The following is a 17,658-nucleotide window of genomic DNA, read 5'->3' as shown; positions in this document are numbered from 1 at the left end:
CGCGGCAGCGGAATTCTTAAATTGATAAGTCTGGCTTTTTGTAGGCGAAGCCCGGGGCGATCGTCCTGGTGATCCGCGCGCCGCGCGGCTGCATCAAGGACGCCGTACGACATGGCGCTCAGTTGGTCGGATGCGGCGGACTGAAGAAATACGGGATCAGCGACACCGCGACCAGCACCGCCGCGGACACAAAGATCGCCGCATAAGTCGATGCCACCGGCCATTGCCGCACATGCCCCGCATTGGCGATCAGCCCGAACGCCCACGATGTCAGCGCCGAGCCGAGGAACACGAAGGTATTGAGCAGCCCCAGCCCGCGCCCGCGCTGCGATGGCGGGATCAGGCCGCGGCCCTGCGCCATTACCAGCGGATGCAGCATGCCAATGGTCGACAGCAGCGCCATCATCGCCACGGCGTAGCCGATGCCGGTGTCCGGCCACAGCGCCAGCAGGATCGCCCCCGACATGGCAAAGCAGGACCAGCCGGCGATGGCGGTCTTGAGCGTGCTGCGGCGGACCAGCACCGGCAGCAGGAATGCCGTCAGGAAGCCGGCCAGGCTCAGCAGCGTCAGCGCCACGCCGCGCGGTGCCGAGCCCAGGCCGAATACCTCGGCCAGGTAGGGCCCGCTCCAGGCATTGCGGAAGGCGGTGCCGGCGGCCATGGCCACGCACAGCGGGATCAGCGTCCACAGCGGCGCCAGTTTCAGCAGCTGCGTGCTTTCCGACAGCATCGCCGGCCACGAGGCGCCGCGGGCCTCGGCATGGCCATGGTCGCGCACGAAGCGCCACACGCCATAGCAGGCCGCAACCATGCCCAGCGCCGATACCGCCATCGACGGCCGCCAGCCGATCAGCGAGATGGCCCAGCCCAGCGGCGCGGTCGCGCACAGCGAGCCGATCATGCCGGTGGCGTTGGAGCGGCTGACCACGCGGGTGTAATCGCGCTCCGAGAGCTGTTCCGAGGCGAAATGCAGCAGGCCCATGAACACGGGCGCGCACGCCAGCCCCAGCCCCACCTGCGCCAGCGTGGCTGCGGTGCCGTTGGGCGCCAGCACGAATACGATCGACGACAGCGCGCCCACGGCCAGCAGCAGCGCGGTCGGGCGGCCGACACCGTAGCGGTCGAACGCAATGCCCACGGGGATCTGCGCCACGGCGAAGGCCAGGAAGAACGACGAAGAGAGTGCGCCGTACCCCGCCGGCGACAGGCCGAAATCGTGCTGCAGCTCCGGCGCCATCACTGCCAGGCAGGAGCGGAAAAACTGGCTGAGCGCGAACGCGAAGGTCAGGATGGCAATGCCGCGCACGGCGTGCGTGGTTGCGGCCCGGGCGGGCAGGGCGTTGGCACCGGGTGGGGACCCGGGGAGGGGGGAGTTGCTGGCGGTCACGGCGTCAGTGGCGCAATATCTGCAGCGAGTGTAGAGCCTGCGCGCGTTGCCTGATCAACGGGTGGCCGGTGTTCGCCCAGATTGCGCGGGTGTCCCGTGCCGAATGTGTGCTCCCTCTCCCGCTTGCGGGAGAGGGAGCACACATTTGGTGAGCTGATTTACCCCGGCAGCGCGTCGTATGTCAGCAAGAACACCTGCTCCTCGCCCGCGCTGACCGGCAGCCAGACGATTTCCAGGTCAGGGAAGGCGGCCTCCACATTGGCATGCTCGTTGCCGATTTCGACCACCAGCACGCCACCGGGATTCAGCCGCGCCTTGGCCCCGGCGATGATCCGCCGCACCACGTCCATGCCATCGTCACCGCCGGCCAGCGCGATGCGCGGCTCGGCCTGGTATTCCGCCGGCAGTGCCTGCATCGAGGCCTCGTTGACGTACGGCGGGTTGGTCAGGATCACGTCGTAGGTCGCGCCATGCGGCAGCGGCGCGTACAGGTCGCCTTCGTAGAGACGGATGCGGTCGTCCATCTTGTAGTCGGCGACGTTGCGGCGCGCCACGGCCAGCGCATCGGGCGAGATGTCGACGGTATCGATCTTCGCATTCGGCCACACGTGCGCGGCCAGGATCGGCAGGCAGCCCGAGCCGGTGCACAGCTCCAGCACCGGGCCGATCTGTCCGGTCTCGCCGACCCACGGCTCCAGCCCTTCCTGCAGCAGTTCGCCGATAAAGCTGCGCGGCACGATCACGCGCGAGTCCACGTAGAAGCGCAGGCCATGCATATAGGCTTCGTGCGTGATGTACGCGGCCGGCACGCGCTCGTTGACGCGGCGGTCGATCACCTTCAGCACGGCGTCGATTTCCTCGGGCAGCAGGCGCGCGTCGAGGAACGGGTCGAGCGTGTCGAGCGGCAGGTTCAGCGTGTGCAGCACCAGGTAGGCCGCCTCGTCATAGGCGTTGGCGCTGCCGTGGCCGAAGGACAGGCGCGCGGCGGTAAAGCGCGAGACCGCGAGGCGCAGCAGGTCGCGCACGGTGCGCAAGGGAGAGGGTGTTGCCATGTCAGTGTCTTTCGGCGAAAAAAATCAGGCGATCAGGCGTTCCAGCACGCCGCGATAAACATTCTTCAGCGGGTCGATGAAGCGCACCTCGACGTGCTCGTCGATCTTGTGGATGCTGGCATTGGGCGGGCCGAACTCGATCACCTGCGGGCAGATCTTGGCGATAAAGCGGCCGTCGGACGTGCCGCCGGTGGTCGACAGCTCGGTGTCGAAGCCGGTTTCTGCCTTGATTGCGGACGACAGCGCGTCGGACAGGTCGCCGCGCGGCGTCAGGAAGGGCTCTCCGCCCAGGGTCCAGTCCAGCGTGTATTCGAGGCTGTGGTGATCCAGGATCGCATGCACGCGCGCCTTCAGGCCTTCGGGCGTGCTCGCGGTCGAGAAGCGGAAATTGAAGTCGATGGTGACGTGGCCCGGGATCACGTTGGTGGCGCCGGTGCCGCCGTGGATATTCGACATCTGCCAGCTGGTCGGCGGGAAGTACTCGTTGCCTTCGTCCCAGACTTCGGCGGCGAGTGCGGCCAGCGCCGGGGCGGCGTCATGGATCGGGTTGCGGCCCAGGTGCGGGTAGGCGATATGGCACTGGATGCCCTTGACCGTCAGCTTGCCCGACAGCGAGCCGCGGCGGCCGTTCTTGACCATGTCGCCGAGCGCGTTGACCGAGGTCGGCTCGCCGATCACGCAGTAGTCCAGGCGCTCGCCGCGCGCGGTCAGCGCTTCGACGACCTTGATGGTGCCGTCATGCGCCGGGCCCTCTTCGTCGCTGGTGATCAGGAAACCGATCGAGCCGGCATGCGCGGGATGCGCCTTGACGAATTCCTCCACCGCCACCACGAAGCCGGCGATCGAGGTCTTCATGTCGGCCGCGCCGCGGCCGTACAGCTTGCCGTCGCGATGGGTCGGCTCGAACGGGTCGGAGTGCCACTGCTCCAGCGGGCCGGTCGGCACCACGTCGGTATGGCCGGCGAACACCAGCAGCTTGCCCGCCGTGCCCTGCGTGCCGCGCCGGACCGCCCACAGGTTGGTCACGCGGAAATCGTCCGGACCGCTGACGATGGCTTCGCAGTCGAAGCCAAGCGCCTTCAGGCGGGTTTCCAGGATGGCCTGGCAGCCTTCGTCGGCGGGCGTGACGGAGCGGCGGCGGATCAGGTCTTCGGTGAGGGCGAGGGTGGCGGTCATGTGACGGCGGCGAAAATCAGGGAAATCGGCAGGGGAATCGGGGGAAATCAGAACTGGCTGGCGTACTGGTCGGCGGAGAAACCCACCATCACCTTGCCAGCATGGGCCAGCACCGGTCGCTTGATCAGCGACGGGCTCTGCTGCATCAGCGCGATCGCGCCGGCTTCTTCCTCGGCGCGGGCCTTGTCCGCATCCGACAGCGCCCGATACGTGGTGCCCTTGCGGTTCAGCAGCGTGGCCAGCGGCACGTGCCTGAGCCAGCCGCGCAGCATGGCTTCATCCACGCCCTGCTTCTTGAAGTCGTGGAAGGTGTAGGCCACGCCGTTGGCGTCCAGCCAGGTGCGGGCTTTCTTGACGGTATCGCAGTTGGGAATGCCGTAGAGCAGGACGGTCATGGCTTGGTCTTTGTTGAATTCGGGCTCAGCGGAACAGCAGGTTCAGCGCAATCACCAGGCTGCCCAGGCCGAGCGCCACGCCACCCATGGCAACGGCGGTCATCAGGCGCAGGCGGCGGTCCAGCCGCGCGGCTTCCTTGCGCAGCGCTTCGATGGTGATGGCGTGCTGCTCGGCCAGCAGCTTGACCGCTTCGGCCTGCTGCACGGCGGCGGCTTCCAGTTCGGCAATGCGGGCGGCGGGATCGCGCGTCTCGGCCACGGCGCCTTCCGGCGCATCGTCCTTGCGCTTGCCTTTCTTGATCTTCTCGATGGTCTTGTTGGCCTGCTCGAGAATGGTGGGCAACAGGGAGAGCACGGTACTGACGGTGGCGGGATCCAGGGCCATGAGTCGCTTGCGGAGGGAAGGCATGTTGAGCCTGGCCAGGCGGGAGGTGACAGCGGGAACAGCGGTAACACGGGTATTGCGGTCCCGGGGACCGGCCCCGGGACGGGCTGGCGCAGCGAGGCCGCGCCAGCGCGGTCAGACCGATCAGACGCGATCAGACGCGATCAGTCACGCAGCAGGTCGTTCAGGCTGGTCTTGGCGCGGGTCTGCGCGTCGACCTTCTTCACGATCACGGCGCAGTACAGGCTGTACTTGCCATCCTTGGACGGCAGGTTGCCCGCCACCACCACCGAACCGGCCGGCACGCGGCCATAGTGGATCTCGCCGGTTTCGCGGTCGTAGATCTTGGTCGATTGGCCCAGGTACACGCCCATCGAGATCACCGAGTTCTCTTCGACGATCACGCCTTCCACGACTTCCGAACGGGCGCCGATGAAGCAGTTGTCTTCGATGATGACCGGGTTGGCCTGCAGCGGCTCCAGCACGCCACCGATGCCAACGCCGCCCGACAGGTGCACGTTCTTGCCGATCTGCGCGCACGAACCGACGGTGGCCCAGGTGTCGACCATGGTGCCCTCATCGACATAGGCGCCGATGTTGACGTACGACGGCATCAGCACCGCGTTCTTCGCGATGAACGAACCGCGGCGGGCCACTGCGGGCGGCACCACGCGGAAGCCAGCCTTGGCGAAGTCGTCGCCGCTCCAGTTGGCGAACTTGGTCGGCACCTTGTCGTAGAACTGGGCGAAGCCGCCGGCGCTCATCGGCGCGTTGTCTTCCAGGCGGAACGACAGCAGCACGGCCTTCTTGACCCACTGGTTGACGATCCAGTCCTTGCCTTGCTTCTCGGCCACGCGCAGCGTGCCGGCATCCAGCTGGGCGATGACGTTGGCAACGGCTTCGCGGATATCGTTGGGGGCGGACTTGGGCGACAGGCTGGTGCGGTCTTCCCAGGCCTGGTCGATCAGGGCTTGCAGTGCTTGCGTCATGTTCGTTTTCTCAGGGTTGAATATTGATGCTTGGGTCTGGCCAATGCGGCGGGCGAGGCAGCGCCTCAGCCCAGCGACTTGCAGAATTCGACGATGCGGCGCGCGCCTTCGAGGCATTCCTCCGGCGTAGCCACCAGCGCCATGCGCACGCGGTTGGCACCCGGGTTGATGCCGTCGGCTTCGCGCGCCAGGTAGCTGCCGGGCAGCACGGTCACGTTCTGCCCGGCCAGCAGGCGCGCGGCGAACTCGGTATCGCTCAGGCCGGTGCGCGAGACATCGGCCCACAGGTAGAAGCCGGCGTCGGGCAGCGCCACATCCAGCACCTCGGCCAGCATCGGCGTCACTTCGCTGAACTTGCGCACGTAGGCCGCGCGGTTCTCGCGCACGTGACCCTCATCGTTCCAGGCGGCGATGCTGGCGCTCTGCACCGCCGGGTTCATCGCGCCGCCGTGGTAGGTACGGTATAGCAGGAATTTCTTCAGCAGCGCGGCGTCGCCGGCGACAAAGCCGGAGCGCAGCCCCGGCACGTTGGAGCGCTTGGACAGGCTGGAGAACATCACCAATCGCTCGAAGCTCCGGCCAAGCCTGTGCGCGGCTTCCAGTGCACCCAGCGGCGCGCGGCCTTCGTCGAAATAGATCTCCGAGTAGCACTCGTCCGACGCGATCACGAAGCCGTAGCGGTCCGACAGCGCGAACAGCTGCTGCCAGTCATCCAGCGACAGCACGGCGCCGGTCGGGTTGCCCGGGGTGCAGACGAACAGCAGCTGGACCTTCTTCCAGACGTCGTCGCTAATACGGCCGAACGCCGGGGCGAAGTTGCGCGCCGGGTCGCTGTTGGCGAACACGGGCGTGGCGCCGGCCAGCAGCGCGCCGCCTTCATAGATCTGGTAGAACGGGTTCGGGCACATCACCAGCGCGCCCGGCCGGGTGCCATCGACCACGGTCTGGGCGAAGGCGAACAGTGCCTCGCGCGAGCCGGTCACCGGCAGCACCTCGGTGGCGGCATTGACCTTGGGCAGCCCGTAGCGGCGTTCCAGCCAGCCGGCGATGCACTGTCGGAGTGCATCGGAACCAGCGGTGGTGGGATAATTCGCCAGCCCCGAAAGCGACTCGGCCAGCGCTTGCTTGATGAATTCGGGCGTCGGGTGCTTGGGTTCGCCGATGCCGAAGCTGATCGCCGGCTTGTCCGCCGCAGGCGTCACCTGCGAAAAGAGTACCCGCAGTTTCTCGAACGGGTAGGGCTGGAGCAGGTCGAGGCGCGGATTCACGGTAGCAGTCGGGGCCGGTTAAAACGACGCATTATAGAGGAACGGCGCGGGTTACCGTGCACCGGAGCCGCCCGCGCGGCCGGCCGGGGCGCGGATGGCGGGAATCACTTCGCAGTGATGCCGCCGGCGCCGTCCGGACTTGTCTGCTCGCCCGTCTCCGCATTACGGCAGCAGGCGCCGGCTCGCCTCAAACAGAATTCCCTTCATGAGCACGAAAACCATTACACCCATTACGGCGCAGGCTGCGCCGGCCGACCGCCATGCGGTCAAGGCGTCTCTTTCCATCCTGCTGGGGGCCTCGGTCTGGGGCATCGCCTGGTTTCCGTACCGCGTGCTGGCCGGCTGGGGGCTGGGTGGCATGCACGCCGCCGCGCTGGTCAGCGCGGTCGCCGCGGTGCTGTCGCTGCTGGCATTCCGCCGCCAGCTGGCCGGGCTGCGCCCGCACTGGCTCTTTGTCGCGGTCGGGCTGGCAGCCGGCGTGACCAACGCCGGCTTTGTCTGGGGCAGCGTCAACGGCCATGTCATGCGCGTGCTGCTCCTGTTCTACCTGACGCCAGTCTGGACCGCGCTGTTCGCCCGGCTGTTCCTGGGCGAGCGGCTCTCGCCGGCGGGGCTGGGCCTGGTGGCGCTGGCCCTGTTTGGCGCCGGGCTGATGCTGTGGACGCCCGAAGTCGGCGTGCCGCTGCCGGGCAACGCCGCGGAATGGTCGGGGCTGATCGGCGGCATTGGCTTTGCCGTCAACAACGTGCTGTCGCGCCGGGCCGGCCAGCGCTTTCCCGACATGGATGCGCGCGTGCGTACCGTGGTGGTGTACCTCGGCTGCACCGTGATCGGCGTGCCGGCGGCACTGTTGCTTGACGGTACCTCGGTGGCGATCGTGCCGGGCGCGCAGGTCAGCGTCGCCATGCTGGTGCTGGGCCTGGCCGCGGTGCTGGTGGTCAGCAACTCGGTGGTGCAATACGGCCTGCAGCGGCTGCCGGCCAACCGGGTGTCGCTGCTGATGCTGTTCGAGGTCGTGATCGCGGCGGTATCGGCGTGGTGGCTGGCGACCGAGGTGCTGAGCTGGAAGGAAGCGGCCGGCGGGCTGTGCATCATCGCTGCCGGCGCCCTGTCGGGGCTGGTGCACCGCAGCCGGCCGGCGCGTGCTTCGGCAGTGGCTGACGCCGGGCTGGCAGCTTAAGCCGTCGCCTTTGCGGCGTATGAATCACTTGCGCACGCGTGCTTTCAGATAGGCGGCAGTCAGCAGCGGCACGTCGAACGGCGGCAGGAACTGTCCGCGTACCGTGGCATCCGGCCCGACCAGGATCAGCGACCCGGGATAGGCTGCGTTGGCGGCAGGCGGCACGCCCGGCCTGGCGCCGAGATCGTCGATCATTCGCGCCAGCGTCTGCGGGCTGCCGGTGGCGCCCATGAAGCGGGCGTCGTACGGGGCAAGGTAGCGCCGCAGGGCGCCCGGGGTATCGCGCTGCGGGTCCAGCGAGATGAACAGCACCTGCGTGGTGGCAAGCTTCTGCGTCGTGCTGATGCGCTGGTACAACCCGGTCAGCGCCGTCAGCGCAGCGCCGCACGGTGCTCCGCAATGGGTGTCGCCCAGCAGCACGAGGGTCCAGCGGCCTTGCAGCTGCGCCTGGGTAAATGCGCGGCCATTCTGGTCGGTGAGGCTGAAATCGCCCACCGGCCAGCCGCGCGACGACAGGTCGGTGTGCTGGGTCTCGTTGTGCGTGGCCGGCGCAAGGCCCGGCAGTGCGACGGCGAAAAGGCACGCGGCCAGCCTGGCCAGCCATCGGTTCATGGTGAAACTCCCTGTCCGGATCGCAATGCAGCGGGATGGCCCGGTGCCGTGGCGCCTGCGCGCTCGGCAGTGCCTGCATTCGCTTCGGCAGTTGCGCTGGCACGCCACGAGCGCATCGCCACGAGCACGCTGGAACCGGCCATCAGCACCGCCGCGAGCACCGGTTGCAGCAGCCCGCCGGCGGCCAGCGCCAGCGCGATCGCGTTGTAGCCGAAGGCCCAGGCCAGGTTGGCCCGGACCGTGCGGCGTACCTGGCGCGCCTGCTGCAACAGCCACGGCAGGCTGGCCAGGCCCGAGCGCGGCAGCACGACGTCCGCGCTTTCGCGCGCCAGGTCGGAGGCGTTGCCCACGGCGATGCCGACGGAGGCAGCCGCCAGCACCGGGCTGTCGTTAAGGCCATCGCCGACCATGGCGACCAGCCCTGTGCCGGCAGCCCAGTCGCGCAGGGCAAGCACCTTGTCCTGCGGCAGCAGCCTGGCCCGCCACGCATCGATATGCAAATCGCCGGCCAGTGCCGCCACCGCGTGCGGATTGTCGCCGCTCAGCAGCAGCGTGCCCAGGCCCTGGCGCTGCATTTCGCCGATCACGTCGCCAACATGCGGCATCGGCAGCGTGCGCAGCGCGATCAGTCCGTGCGCCTGGCCCTCCCAGCCAACCAGTACCAGCGTGCATCCCAGTGGCGCCGTAGCCAGCAGGGCAGGTGGCACGTGCCAACCGAGCGTGCCGAGGAACGCGGGCGATCCCAGCGCGCAGTCCATGCCATCGAATCGACCGCACAGGCCCTCGCCGGCATTGGCCTCGACTTCGTTGGAGGCCACGGGCGGCGATGCCGCGGCGCGGGCCATGGCGGCAATCGCGCGGGCCGCCGGATGGTCCGAAGCCTGCGCCAGCGCAGCCGCCACGCGCAGGACTTCCGCATGGCTGGCGCCTGCTGTCTGCATGCCGACAGGGTGCAGCGTGTCGGCCGTCAGCGTGCCGGTCTTGTCGAAGGCAATGCCCTTGAGCCGTGCCAGCCGTTCCAGCACGTCGCCGCCGCGCACGAGAATGCCGCGTTGTGCAGCCAGTCCGATCGCCAACGCATGCGTGAGGGGGGCTGCGAGTCCCAGCGAGCACGGGCACGCGACCACCAGCACGGCCAGTCCGGCCAGCATCGCGGCGTCCGCCACCTGCGCCGGAGCGCCTGCCCGGCTGCCCCAGAACCACGCGCTGGCCGCGGCCAGCGCCAGCACGCCCGGGATGAACACGGCAATGGTGCGGTCGACGGTGTCGCCCGCCAGCGATTTGCGCACCAGCGCTTCACGCACCTGCCGGCCGATCTGCTGCCACCGGGTCTGCGAGCCGGCCACCGTGGCACGGACCAGCAGCGGGCGGCTGCCGTTGATGCTGCCGGCGTGCACCAGCGCCCCCGGTGGCTTGAACTGCGGCTCGCTCTGCCCGGTCAGGACGGCTTCGTCGCACTCCGAGCGGCCATCGACGACGATGCCGTCGACGGGCACGCGTTCGCCCGGCAGTATCCGCACCAGTTCGCCCGGCCGGATGTCGACGACGGCGCGCCAGCCTTCGGTGCCGCCCTCGACCACGCGCGCCTCGGCGCGTTCAGCCGCCAGCATCGGCGCGAGGCGGCGCGCGGTGCGTACGCGCACCTGCGCCTCAAGCAGGCGGCCCAGCGTAAACAGCAGCAGCACCATGGCGGCGGTGTCGAAATAGACAAGGCTCGAACCGCGCGATACCTGCCAACCTGAGTAGCAGTAGGCGGCGAGCACGCCGATGCAGACCAGGGTGTCGGTCGACAGCCGTCCCTGCCGCATGGCCTGCCACGCGCCTTCGGCAAATGGCCGCCCGAGCAGCAGCACCAGCGGCGTCGCCAGCGCCCACAGCAGCCAGTGAACCGGGCCACGCAGCCACGCTTCGTCGCCGGTAAACGCATCGGCGTAGAGCAGCCAGCTGAACAACATGACGTTCATGGCGAGAAACCCGCCGACGCCGAACCGGATCAGCGCGGCGGCGGCCTGCGGTTCCTCGTGCTCGCCATGGTGAACCTGATAAGCCAGGCAGCAGCCATAGCAGCAGAACCAGTGCGCTTCACCGTCCAGCTCGCGCAGCTGGCCCAGCCGTCCGACCGGCAACTGGCAGTGACTGCAGGCGTGCGAGGTTTCGATGGGCATAGGCGGCCTGTCTAATGCAGGTGGGCGCTCATCGGCACCACGCCGCGCGCGAGCGTGATCAGGCCGAGCAGGACGATGAACGCGCCGGCGGCGCGCACACCCTGCATGCGCCAGCCCGGGCGCGCCGCAGGCGCAGGCAGGAAGCTGGCGATGACGGGCTGCACCGGGATGCCCGCAGGCCGATGCCGCGCGCGCCACCAGAGCCCGAGGCCACCCATCGCCAGCATGGTGGGCAAGGTGCCGAGCCCGAACGCGAGCATGATCTGCAGGCCGCCCAGTGCGGTTCCGCTGGCCGCCGCCTGCGCGGCAAAGGCGTAGACCAGCGGGCAGGGGAGAAAGCCGTTCAGCACGCCAAATGCCAGCGGCGCGCCAGGTCCGGGCCGGCGCAGCAAGGTGCGCAGCGATTGCGCCAGCCACTGCGCGCCCCCACCGCCCAGCGCATGGCCGCCTCGGCCAATGAGCCCGGCCAGGTTCAGCCCGATCAGCAGCATCAGCAGCCCGGACAGGATGGCCAGCCCGCGCTGCACCATGCTGGCCATGCTGCTTTCACCGGAGTGCCCGACGAGCAGCATGCCGAGATAGCCGGCCAGCGTGCCAAGGAACGCATAGCTGCCGATGCGGCCCAGGTTGTAGCCCAGGTGCCGCAGCAAGGTGGCAACGCGTCCGCCGGGCGCGGGGCCCAGGCCGCAGGCAAAGCCGCCGCACATGCCGGCGCAGTGCATGCTGCCGGCGACGCCTGCCAGGAAGACCAGCCACAGGTCGCTCATGGCCTCTCCCGCTACTTGCGTAACGCCAGGTAGGCCACCCAGGCAAAGAAGCCAACCGTCATGATGACGAAGATCCAGAAGGCGATCGCTTCGGCAAGGGTCATGACCGGCTCCGCTTATAGGAACTGCAGGCCGAGCACGTTCAGCGCGAGTTCGCCGAACAGGAAGGCCAGGTTCAGCAGGGCCAGCGCGAGCAGCAGTCTCGGTATCATGGTCGGCTCCGATGGTATGGCGGACGGTCGGCGGGCGGTTGGCTTAGCGCGTCAGGTCCAGCCCTGGCCCGAGCCCGCCCCAGTAGGCATAGCCGTAGTACAACGCCCAGACGAACAACACCAGGTAGACCACCAGCAGCCACACATTGATGCGGCCATGCCGCGCCTGGATATGGCCGCCGCCGTAGTCTTGGGTCTGCCGGTGATGCGGCTCTTCCGGCACGGCGGGCGGGCTGTCGCGTTCATCATTCATGGCCGGATGCCTCCGCTTCGTCGTCCTTGACTTCGGCCCGGTAGGCCTTGTACTTGATGGCTTCGACGTCTTCGAACAGCCCCGACAGCACGGCCCAGATAAACACGCAGACCGCGCCGAGGCTCATGAAGAAGGCCACCACGAATTGCAGCAAGGTGAGTTCTGCCATGCTCGTTCCCTCTGGCTAGCGCTCGTCGGCAAATGCGAAACCATGCCGCCTGGCCCACGCCTCGCCGGCATAGGTGCTTGGCTGGCCGGGCTGTCCCGGTTGGCCCGCCGCCGGCGCGCGATAGGCGTGGCGCGATTCGTCGGCGCGCAGGCCGGGGTCGTTCAGCGCGGCTTTCTGCCCGGGCGGGATCGGCAGCGGCTGGCCGGTCAGGGGATCGGTGTAGGCCGACAGCGACAGGACAAAGTAGGCCAACGCCCAGCGATCGTCTTCGGACACCGTGTCGCTGAACGACGGCATCGGCGTGCCGGACAGCCCCGTGCTCATGGTGCGGAAGATGTCCTTCACCGATGCCCCGGACTTGAACTGCCCGGTGGTCAGGTTGGCCGGCGGGATCGGGAAGCCGAAATCGTCCTCGAGTCCGGCCGCCTTTTCGCCATCGCCCTTGCCGGTGCGCCCGTGGCATTCCCAGCATTTGGCGCGGTCCCAGGCCTGCTTGCCGCGCTGGATCATTTCGGCCGAGGGCTTGGGCGGCACGCCGATAAAGATCGGCGCGAGCGGCGGCTCTTCGAGGAAGTAGAAGTAGGGCTTGTCGGGATTGCTGCGGTCGGCCGCCAGTACGTACTTGATGTACTGGATCACCGCCAGCCGGTCTTTTTCCGGAAGTTCGTGCCAGCTCGGCATCGCGGTGCCGCGCACGCCGCGCGTGATGGTGCGCAGCAGGTCGCCGTCATCCGGCATGGAGCCCGACGGCGTGAGGCGGAACTTGAACACGCCCAGCGTGAAATTGCGCGGGCGGTCCTTCTGCATGAACGCGGCGGCCGGTCCGTTGCCATCGCCCTTGACGCCATGGCAGCCCAGGCAGCGACGCTCATACACGTTCTTGCCGTGCGCGATCCACTCCTCCGAACGCGGGATGCTCGTCTGCGAGGCCTCCATCTGCTGCGGCTCGAAGCGGTCGCGCCACTTGCCGCGGTTGGTGCCCAGCTTTTGCAGGTAGGCCACCAGCGCGCGCAGGTCTTCCGTGTCGGCGATCAGGATCACGGTCTCGCCTGTGAATTCCTTGTTGGGGGTCAGGATCACGGGGTACTTCCCCCGCTCCGGGACATAGAGCAGGCCGGCCTGGTTGGGCGTCAGCGTGATGGTCTCGCTGCTGCCGAAATCGAACAGCTGCCGGGTCGCGGGCGTGTTCTCGACGGTGCGGCGCCCCTGCTGGTCGGTCACCAGCCGTGCGGTGTGCGGCTCGGAGAACAGCGCGGTGAAGCGCGGCATGATCGAGTCGGGCGACAACATGCGCGGATCCCAGAAGTGCGCCAGGTGCCAGGCATCGCTGAACTTCAGGCCGACGCGCGAGAGATCCGGGCCGATGCGCCGCGTCGAGAACAGGTGCGGCAGGTCAAACGCGTATTCGCCGGCCTGGGAGACCGGGCCCCAGCGCCGGGTCTCGCCGGTGACCGGGCGCACGAACTGCGAGTGGCAGTACCAGCAGCCTTCGCGCGTATAGACCTCGCGGCCCCGCAACTGCAGCGGCGTGTAGTCGGTGGCGCGTGCTTCCGTCCATTTCAGTTCGCCCAGGTCGGTGCGCACCACCTGGGTGACCTTGTCGGTGCGCGACTGCGGCTCCAGCATCGGCAGCACGCCCTGCACGAAGGCGGCCAGCGAGAGGCAGCCGAACCCCGCGATCAGTGCATAGAAGCGCAGGCCATAGCGGCCATCGGGGCGGCGCGGGGTCATGTTGACGCTCCGCGTGCGGCGCCCGTGGCGCTCGGTGCCGTGGCGGGCTCGGCCGCCATCACGGTGCGCATCAGGTTGTAGACCAGCAGCGACATGCCGATGTCCATCGAGATGCCGGCAGTCGTGCGCACCAGCCAGTAGGGCCGGATGGCTACCAGCGAGTCCAGCCATTCCACGCCCGCCATCAGCATGTAGCCCTGCTGCAGGCCGGCCATGGTCAGGTCCAGTCCCATCAGGCTGATGCCGAAGGTGATCAGCCAGAACGACCAGTTGCCGAGCCGCGCCGACCATAGCGGCCGCGCCACCAGCCTGGGTATCACGTAGACCGTGCCGCCGATGGCCCACACCACGAAGGTGCCGAATACCGTCAGGTGCGAGTGCGAGATGACGAAATCGCTGAAATGCGTTGGCTGCTGGATCGCGCGCAGGGCCTCGGTCGAGCCCTGGAAGCAGCCCGCGAGGTACATCAGCGAACCCATGATCAGGAATTTGGCGGTCAGGTTCTGGGTAAAGGTGTGCCAGCGGCCCATCATGGTGCCGAAGAAATTCTGCAATACCGTCCAGACCGGCACGATCAGCAGCATCGAGGTGATGATCGCCAGCGTCTCGGCCCAGTCGGCGATGGGGCTGTACAGGTAATGGTGGATGCCGACGAAGGGATAGAACAGCGCCAGCGACCAGAACCCCACCAGCGACAGCTTGTGGCTGTAGACCGGGTTCTGCACGCTCGCCGGCAGGAAATAGTAGATCAGCACGTAGCCGGCAGGCGTGATCCACAGCCCCACGATGTAGTGGATGAACAGGCCGTGGAAGGCGGCGCTGTTGATGCCGGTGATGGTGTACGGCAGGATAAAGCTGCCGAGTACCAGGTTCATCACGGTCCAGACAAAGGCGCCGATCAGGTACCACACTGCCACATAGAGTTGCGGCTCGCGCCGGTGCGCGATCGTCATCAGGAACTGCACGGTGGTGACCGTCACCACGAAGAAGATGATGGCGTCGATCGCAAGCGGGAATTCGCCGGCCTCCAGGCCCTGGTTGTAGCCGAGCATCAGCGACGCCATGCCGGCAACCAGGCCCAGGTTCCACACCCATACCAGCCAGTGTCCCCACCGGCCTTTCCATACCGGCACGCCGCACAGGCGCGGCAGCAGGTAGTAGCACAAGCCGATGAACAGCGTGGAGAAGGCGCCGAAGATCACGCCATTGACATGCATCGGCCGCAAGCGGCCGAAAGTCAGGTATTGCGAGGTCCCCAGGTAGTCTGGGAAGTTGAACAGGCTGGAGATGGTCACGCCGATGCTGGGCGTGAACATCAGCCAGAACAATCCCCAGTAGAGCCACTTGAGAATAAGCCCGCGGTCGATCAGCGAATCCAGGTCAGGAAATGCTTCGGATGGGTCCGATGTCGCGCGGGCGGCAGTCATATGCTTTTATCTCCCTTCGTTATCGCAGCCGGCCACGCGCTCAGTGCCTGCCTGGATCGAGCTTGCTGTTGCGGTTCGAGTAGTAGATGTACGCCTCGAGCGCTTTCATGGCGGGCCCGTTGGGGTCGATCTTCTCGCCTTCGTTGGGTTTCTCGATGCACCAGTTGATCATGTCCCGCAGCGTGGCGAACTCGTTCATCTGTTCCTGGAACTTGGGAAACTCATGCGGATGGGTGTCCGACGCATACGGGTGGCACATGGCGCAGGCAACACCGGTGTTCGACAGCTTGACGTTCAGCCGCTGCTGCGCACCGGAATCGCCGTGGAACAGCTGGTCGCCGACCTTCACCTGTTCCATGAACACCTCTTCAAACGCTTTCAGCTGATCTGCCGTGTGGGGTTCCTTGTGCGCCATCGGCTGGTCGCTGTCGTAGCCGAGCAGCAGCAACACGGCTACCCCAGCCGCCAGGGCCCGGGCATGCCATTTGTCGTTCTTCATCATTCGCTCCTCACGCATTTCTGCGCCGGATCAGGGGTGCCGGCCGGGCTAGATCCGGTCGGCCACGCGCGGGCTGAGCACCTGGTTGCGGTTGTCCTCAGTGCCGGAATCCGCCGGCTGGTCGGCGAAGACCGTCTTGCGCCACATCTTGTATTCGTTCTCCACCCGTCCCTGCGGGGTCATGGTCAGCGTGCTCCAGCCCACGCCGTCGAAGTGATCGCCCGGATCGGCGCGAATCATCGGCTTGGTCAGCAGCGGCACGCCTTCCGGCGCGTAGGGCCATGGCCACGACGTGGCCAGCATGCCGATCGAGCGCACCTTGCCGATCTCGTTGTAGAGCACCTGGTGCGTATGACCGTGGATATTGGTGACGTTGGCGTAGGGCTTGAGGATTTCATGCGCCTCGCGCCAGTCGCGGATCCAGAAATTCCAAGGCGGGTAGTACTCGTACAGCGGCGTATGCGTGAACAGGATGACCGGGCTGCTCTTGGGCCAGTTCGACAGCGTGCTGTTGAGCCAGCGCATTTGCTTTTCGCCGATCGCCGACCAGGCACCACCCAGAGTGCCGTCGAGCGTGGCCATATGTCCCATGCGCTCTTTCGGCGTCATCTTGCGTGCCGTCCAGAAGTCAGGTGCGGCAGCGACCGTATTCAGGCCGATCACGCGCACGCCTTTGTGGTCGAAGGTCCAGGGCGTGTTGCCGAAGGTCTTGTTCCAGGTCGACCCCATGTCGAGGTACCAGTCGTGCTCGCCCGGGATGAAGACCTTGCGGACCTTCACTTCCTTCAGCAGTTCGGCGCCGAGTTGCAGCTCGACAGGATCGCCCAGCTGCGCCAGGTCGCCGCCGAAGATCATGAAGTCAGCCGGCGGATTCATCGCCTGCACTTCCTTGAAGGCGCGCACCGTCTTTTCCACGAAGCGGGAGTTGAGCTCCCTCGGATAAAGGTGCGTGTCGGAGACCCAGGCAAAGCGGAAGCTCTGCCCGGTTTGCCCGTAGGCCACCTCAAGAGTGTTCAGGAGCGGGAAGAACCCGCATGCGGCGGCGCCCGCAACGCCTTTGAGCAGCGCCTGGTGCAGGAATGTGCGGCGCGTCCATACTGCTGCGCCTTCCGGGCGATCGCCCGGACCGGCCAGGGTCCGGTGCAACTCGCGTCGTTCGAGTTGGAATGAGTTCATCTGGCGGTCCTCCGCCCCCCGGGGGATGATGAAGTTGGCAGCGGCGAAACTGAACGCGCTATTTCTTTTTCAGTTCGATCGAGAGTTTCGCGGTCTGGCCGCCGGCTACCGTGACTGGCGTCTCGGTATCGCCGGTGTAGTACTGCGTGGCAACCAGGGTGTAATTGCCTGGTGGAACGTCGTCGATGCGGAAGCTGCCGTCTTCGCCGGTCAGCGCGTAGTACGGGCTATCGGCGACATAGATGTGGGCCAGCATCCAGCCGTGCGCGTCGCACTCGACCCGGACCAGCCCGGGCCGCGGAAGTTCGCGCGTGATCTTGACCCCTTTCTCGGGTAGCGCAAGGTTGAATGCCGTGCGCTGTCCGTAGAAGCCGTGGGTATTGTGCAGTATCGGATCAGAGCTGGTGACTTCAAGCTTGCCGGCTCGGATCACCTGCACGGCAGGCTTGAAAATGCAGTGTTCCTGGTCGAGCACCGGGATCTTGTCGGGGGTACCCCAGGCCTTCCCTTTGGGCACTTCCTTCAGGTACACGACGGCATCCTGGACGCCTTTGCCGGCGCCCACGCGGATCTGTGGTTCATCGCGCGGGCCGCCGCAGACTTCGCGGTCCTTGGTGGGGATGATCTTGCGGATCGGGACGGTGCCCTGGAAAGTGACCTTGCCTTCGATCTTGCCGCCCCCGCTGACCGGGGCGACTTCATAGGCAAAGGTGGGGACGCTGAACAGGCTGAGTACTGCCAGTTGCATGCAGCAAGCTTTGCGAAGAAAGAAACACATGCTGTTTCCCCGCCTTTCAGCGCCATGCGGTGCGCTC

Annotated in this window: 18 protein-coding genes; 1 reads left to right on the top strand and 17 read right to left on the bottom strand. The window is 67.0% G+C overall.

Going from position 1 to position 17,658, the window contains the following annotated elements; translation table 11 throughout:
- Nucleotides 1–118 precede the first annotated feature (118 nt).
- The 7 genes from E0W60_RS20085 to dapC form a co-directional block, all read right to left on the bottom strand.
- A complete protein-coding gene (locus tag E0W60_RS20085) occupies nt 119–1,387 on the bottom strand; it encodes an MFS transporter (RefSeq protein WP_135705386.1) in 1,269 nt (422 codons plus the stop codon).
- Between the two features lie 158 nt (nt 1,388–1,545).
- On the bottom strand, nt 1,546–2,439 hold the full coding sequence (gene prmB, locus E0W60_RS20080; protein ID WP_135705385.1) for a 50S ribosomal protein L3 N(5)-glutamine methyltransferase: 894 nt from the start codon (nt 2,437–2,439) through the stop codon (nt 1,546–1,548).
- Between the two features lie 24 nt (nt 2,440–2,463).
- Nucleotides 2,464–3,615, bottom strand: a complete 1,152-nt coding sequence (gene dapE / locus E0W60_RS20075) for a succinyl-diaminopimelate desuccinylase (RefSeq protein WP_133096329.1) — start codon at nt 3,613–3,615, stop codon at nt 2,464–2,466.
- Nucleotides 3,616–3,662: 47 nt separating this feature from the next.
- On the bottom strand, nt 3,663–4,010 hold the full coding sequence (locus E0W60_RS20070) for an arsenate reductase (protein ID WP_133096328.1): 348 nt from the start codon (nt 4,008–4,010) through the stop codon (nt 3,663–3,665).
- A gap of 25 nt (nt 4,011–4,035) precedes the next feature.
- A complete protein-coding gene (locus E0W60_RS20065) occupies nt 4,036–4,395 on the bottom strand; it encodes a hypothetical protein (protein WP_240745875.1) in 360 nt (119 codons plus the stop codon).
- A gap of 164 nt (nt 4,396–4,559) precedes the next feature.
- A complete protein-coding gene (gene dapD, locus E0W60_RS20060; RefSeq protein ID WP_135705384.1) occupies nt 4,560–5,384 on the bottom strand; it encodes a 2,3,4,5-tetrahydropyridine-2,6-dicarboxylate N-succinyltransferase in 825 nt (274 codons plus the stop codon).
- A gap of 65 nt (nt 5,385–5,449) precedes the next feature.
- Nucleotides 5,450–6,652 (bottom strand): succinyldiaminopimelate transaminase, encoded by a 1,203-nt coding sequence (gene dapC / locus E0W60_RS20055; protein ID WP_135705383.1) that lies wholly within the window; start codon nt 6,650–6,652, stop codon nt 5,450–5,452.
- 205 nt (nt 6,653–6,857) lie between these two features.
- On the opposite strand from dapC, the gene E0W60_RS20050 reads away from it, so the two are divergent.
- Complete coding sequence (locus tag E0W60_RS20050; RefSeq protein ID WP_135705382.1) at nt 6,858–7,832, top strand: DMT family transporter; 975 nt, start codon at nt 6,858–6,860, stop codon at nt 7,830–7,832.
- A gap of 24 nt (nt 7,833–7,856) precedes the next feature.
- On the opposite strand, the gene E0W60_RS20045 is transcribed toward E0W60_RS20050, so the two are convergent.
- The 10 genes from E0W60_RS20045 to E0W60_RS20000 form a co-directional block, all read right to left on the bottom strand.
- Nucleotides 7,857–8,444, bottom strand: coding sequence for an SCO family protein (locus E0W60_RS20045; RefSeq protein ID WP_135705381.1), 588 nt, complete (start codon nt 8,442–8,444; stop codon nt 7,857–7,859).
- Nucleotides 8,441–10,609, bottom strand: a complete 2,169-nt coding sequence (locus tag E0W60_RS20040) for a heavy metal translocating P-type ATPase (RefSeq protein ID WP_135705380.1) — start codon at nt 10,607–10,609, stop codon at nt 8,441–8,443. The genes E0W60_RS20045 and E0W60_RS20040 overlap by 4 nt, the downstream gene beginning before the upstream one ends.
- Before the next feature lie 11 nt (nt 10,610–10,620).
- Entirely contained in the window at nt 10,621–11,376 is a 756-nt protein-coding gene (locus E0W60_RS20035; protein ID WP_135705379.1) for a sulfite exporter TauE/SafE family protein, read from the bottom strand.
- 255 nt (nt 11,377–11,631) lie between these two features.
- Nucleotides 11,632–11,841, bottom strand: coding sequence for a hypothetical protein (locus E0W60_RS20030; RefSeq protein WP_133096321.1), 210 nt, complete (start codon nt 11,839–11,841; stop codon nt 11,632–11,634).
- Complete coding sequence (gene ccoS, locus E0W60_RS20025) at nt 11,834–12,010, bottom strand: cbb3-type cytochrome oxidase assembly protein CcoS (protein WP_133096320.1); 177 nt, start codon at nt 12,008–12,010, stop codon at nt 11,834–11,836. Before ccoS ends, E0W60_RS20030 begins: the two co-directional genes overlap by 8 nt.
- Before the next feature lie 15 nt (nt 12,011–12,025).
- Nucleotides 12,026–13,741: a cbb3-type cytochrome c oxidase subunit II gene (locus tag E0W60_RS20020; RefSeq protein ID WP_135705378.1), complete on the bottom strand. Its 1,716-nt coding sequence runs from the start codon at nt 13,739–13,741 to the stop codon at nt 12,026–12,028.
- Nucleotides 13,738–15,168, bottom strand: coding sequence for a cbb3-type cytochrome c oxidase subunit I (locus tag E0W60_RS20015; RefSeq protein ID WP_135705377.1), 1,431 nt, complete (start codon nt 15,166–15,168; stop codon nt 13,738–13,740). The genes E0W60_RS20020 and E0W60_RS20015 overlap by 4 nt, the downstream gene beginning before the upstream one ends.
- A 40-nt stretch (nt 15,169–15,208) precedes the next feature.
- Entirely contained in the window at nt 15,209–15,670 is a 462-nt protein-coding gene (locus tag E0W60_RS20010; protein ID WP_205751633.1) for a hypothetical protein, read from the bottom strand.
- A 45-nt stretch (nt 15,671–15,715) separates the two neighbouring features.
- Entirely contained in the window at nt 15,716–16,843 is a 1,128-nt protein-coding gene (locus E0W60_RS20005) for a metallophosphoesterase family protein (RefSeq protein WP_133096317.1), read from the bottom strand.
- 58 nt (nt 16,844–16,901) lie between these two features.
- Nucleotides 16,902–17,591, bottom strand: coding sequence for a carboxypeptidase regulatory-like domain-containing protein (locus tag E0W60_RS20000; protein ID WP_205751632.1), 690 nt, complete (start codon nt 17,589–17,591; stop codon nt 16,902–16,904).
- Nucleotides 17,592–17,658: the final 67 nt, after the last annotated feature.

The sequence above is a fragment of the Cupriavidus oxalaticus genome, assembly GCF_004768545.1.
GTDB lineage: Bacteria > Pseudomonadota > Gammaproteobacteria > Burkholderiales > Burkholderiaceae > Cupriavidus > Cupriavidus oxalaticus_A.
This window is presented reverse-complemented; position numbering and strand designations above follow the sequence as displayed.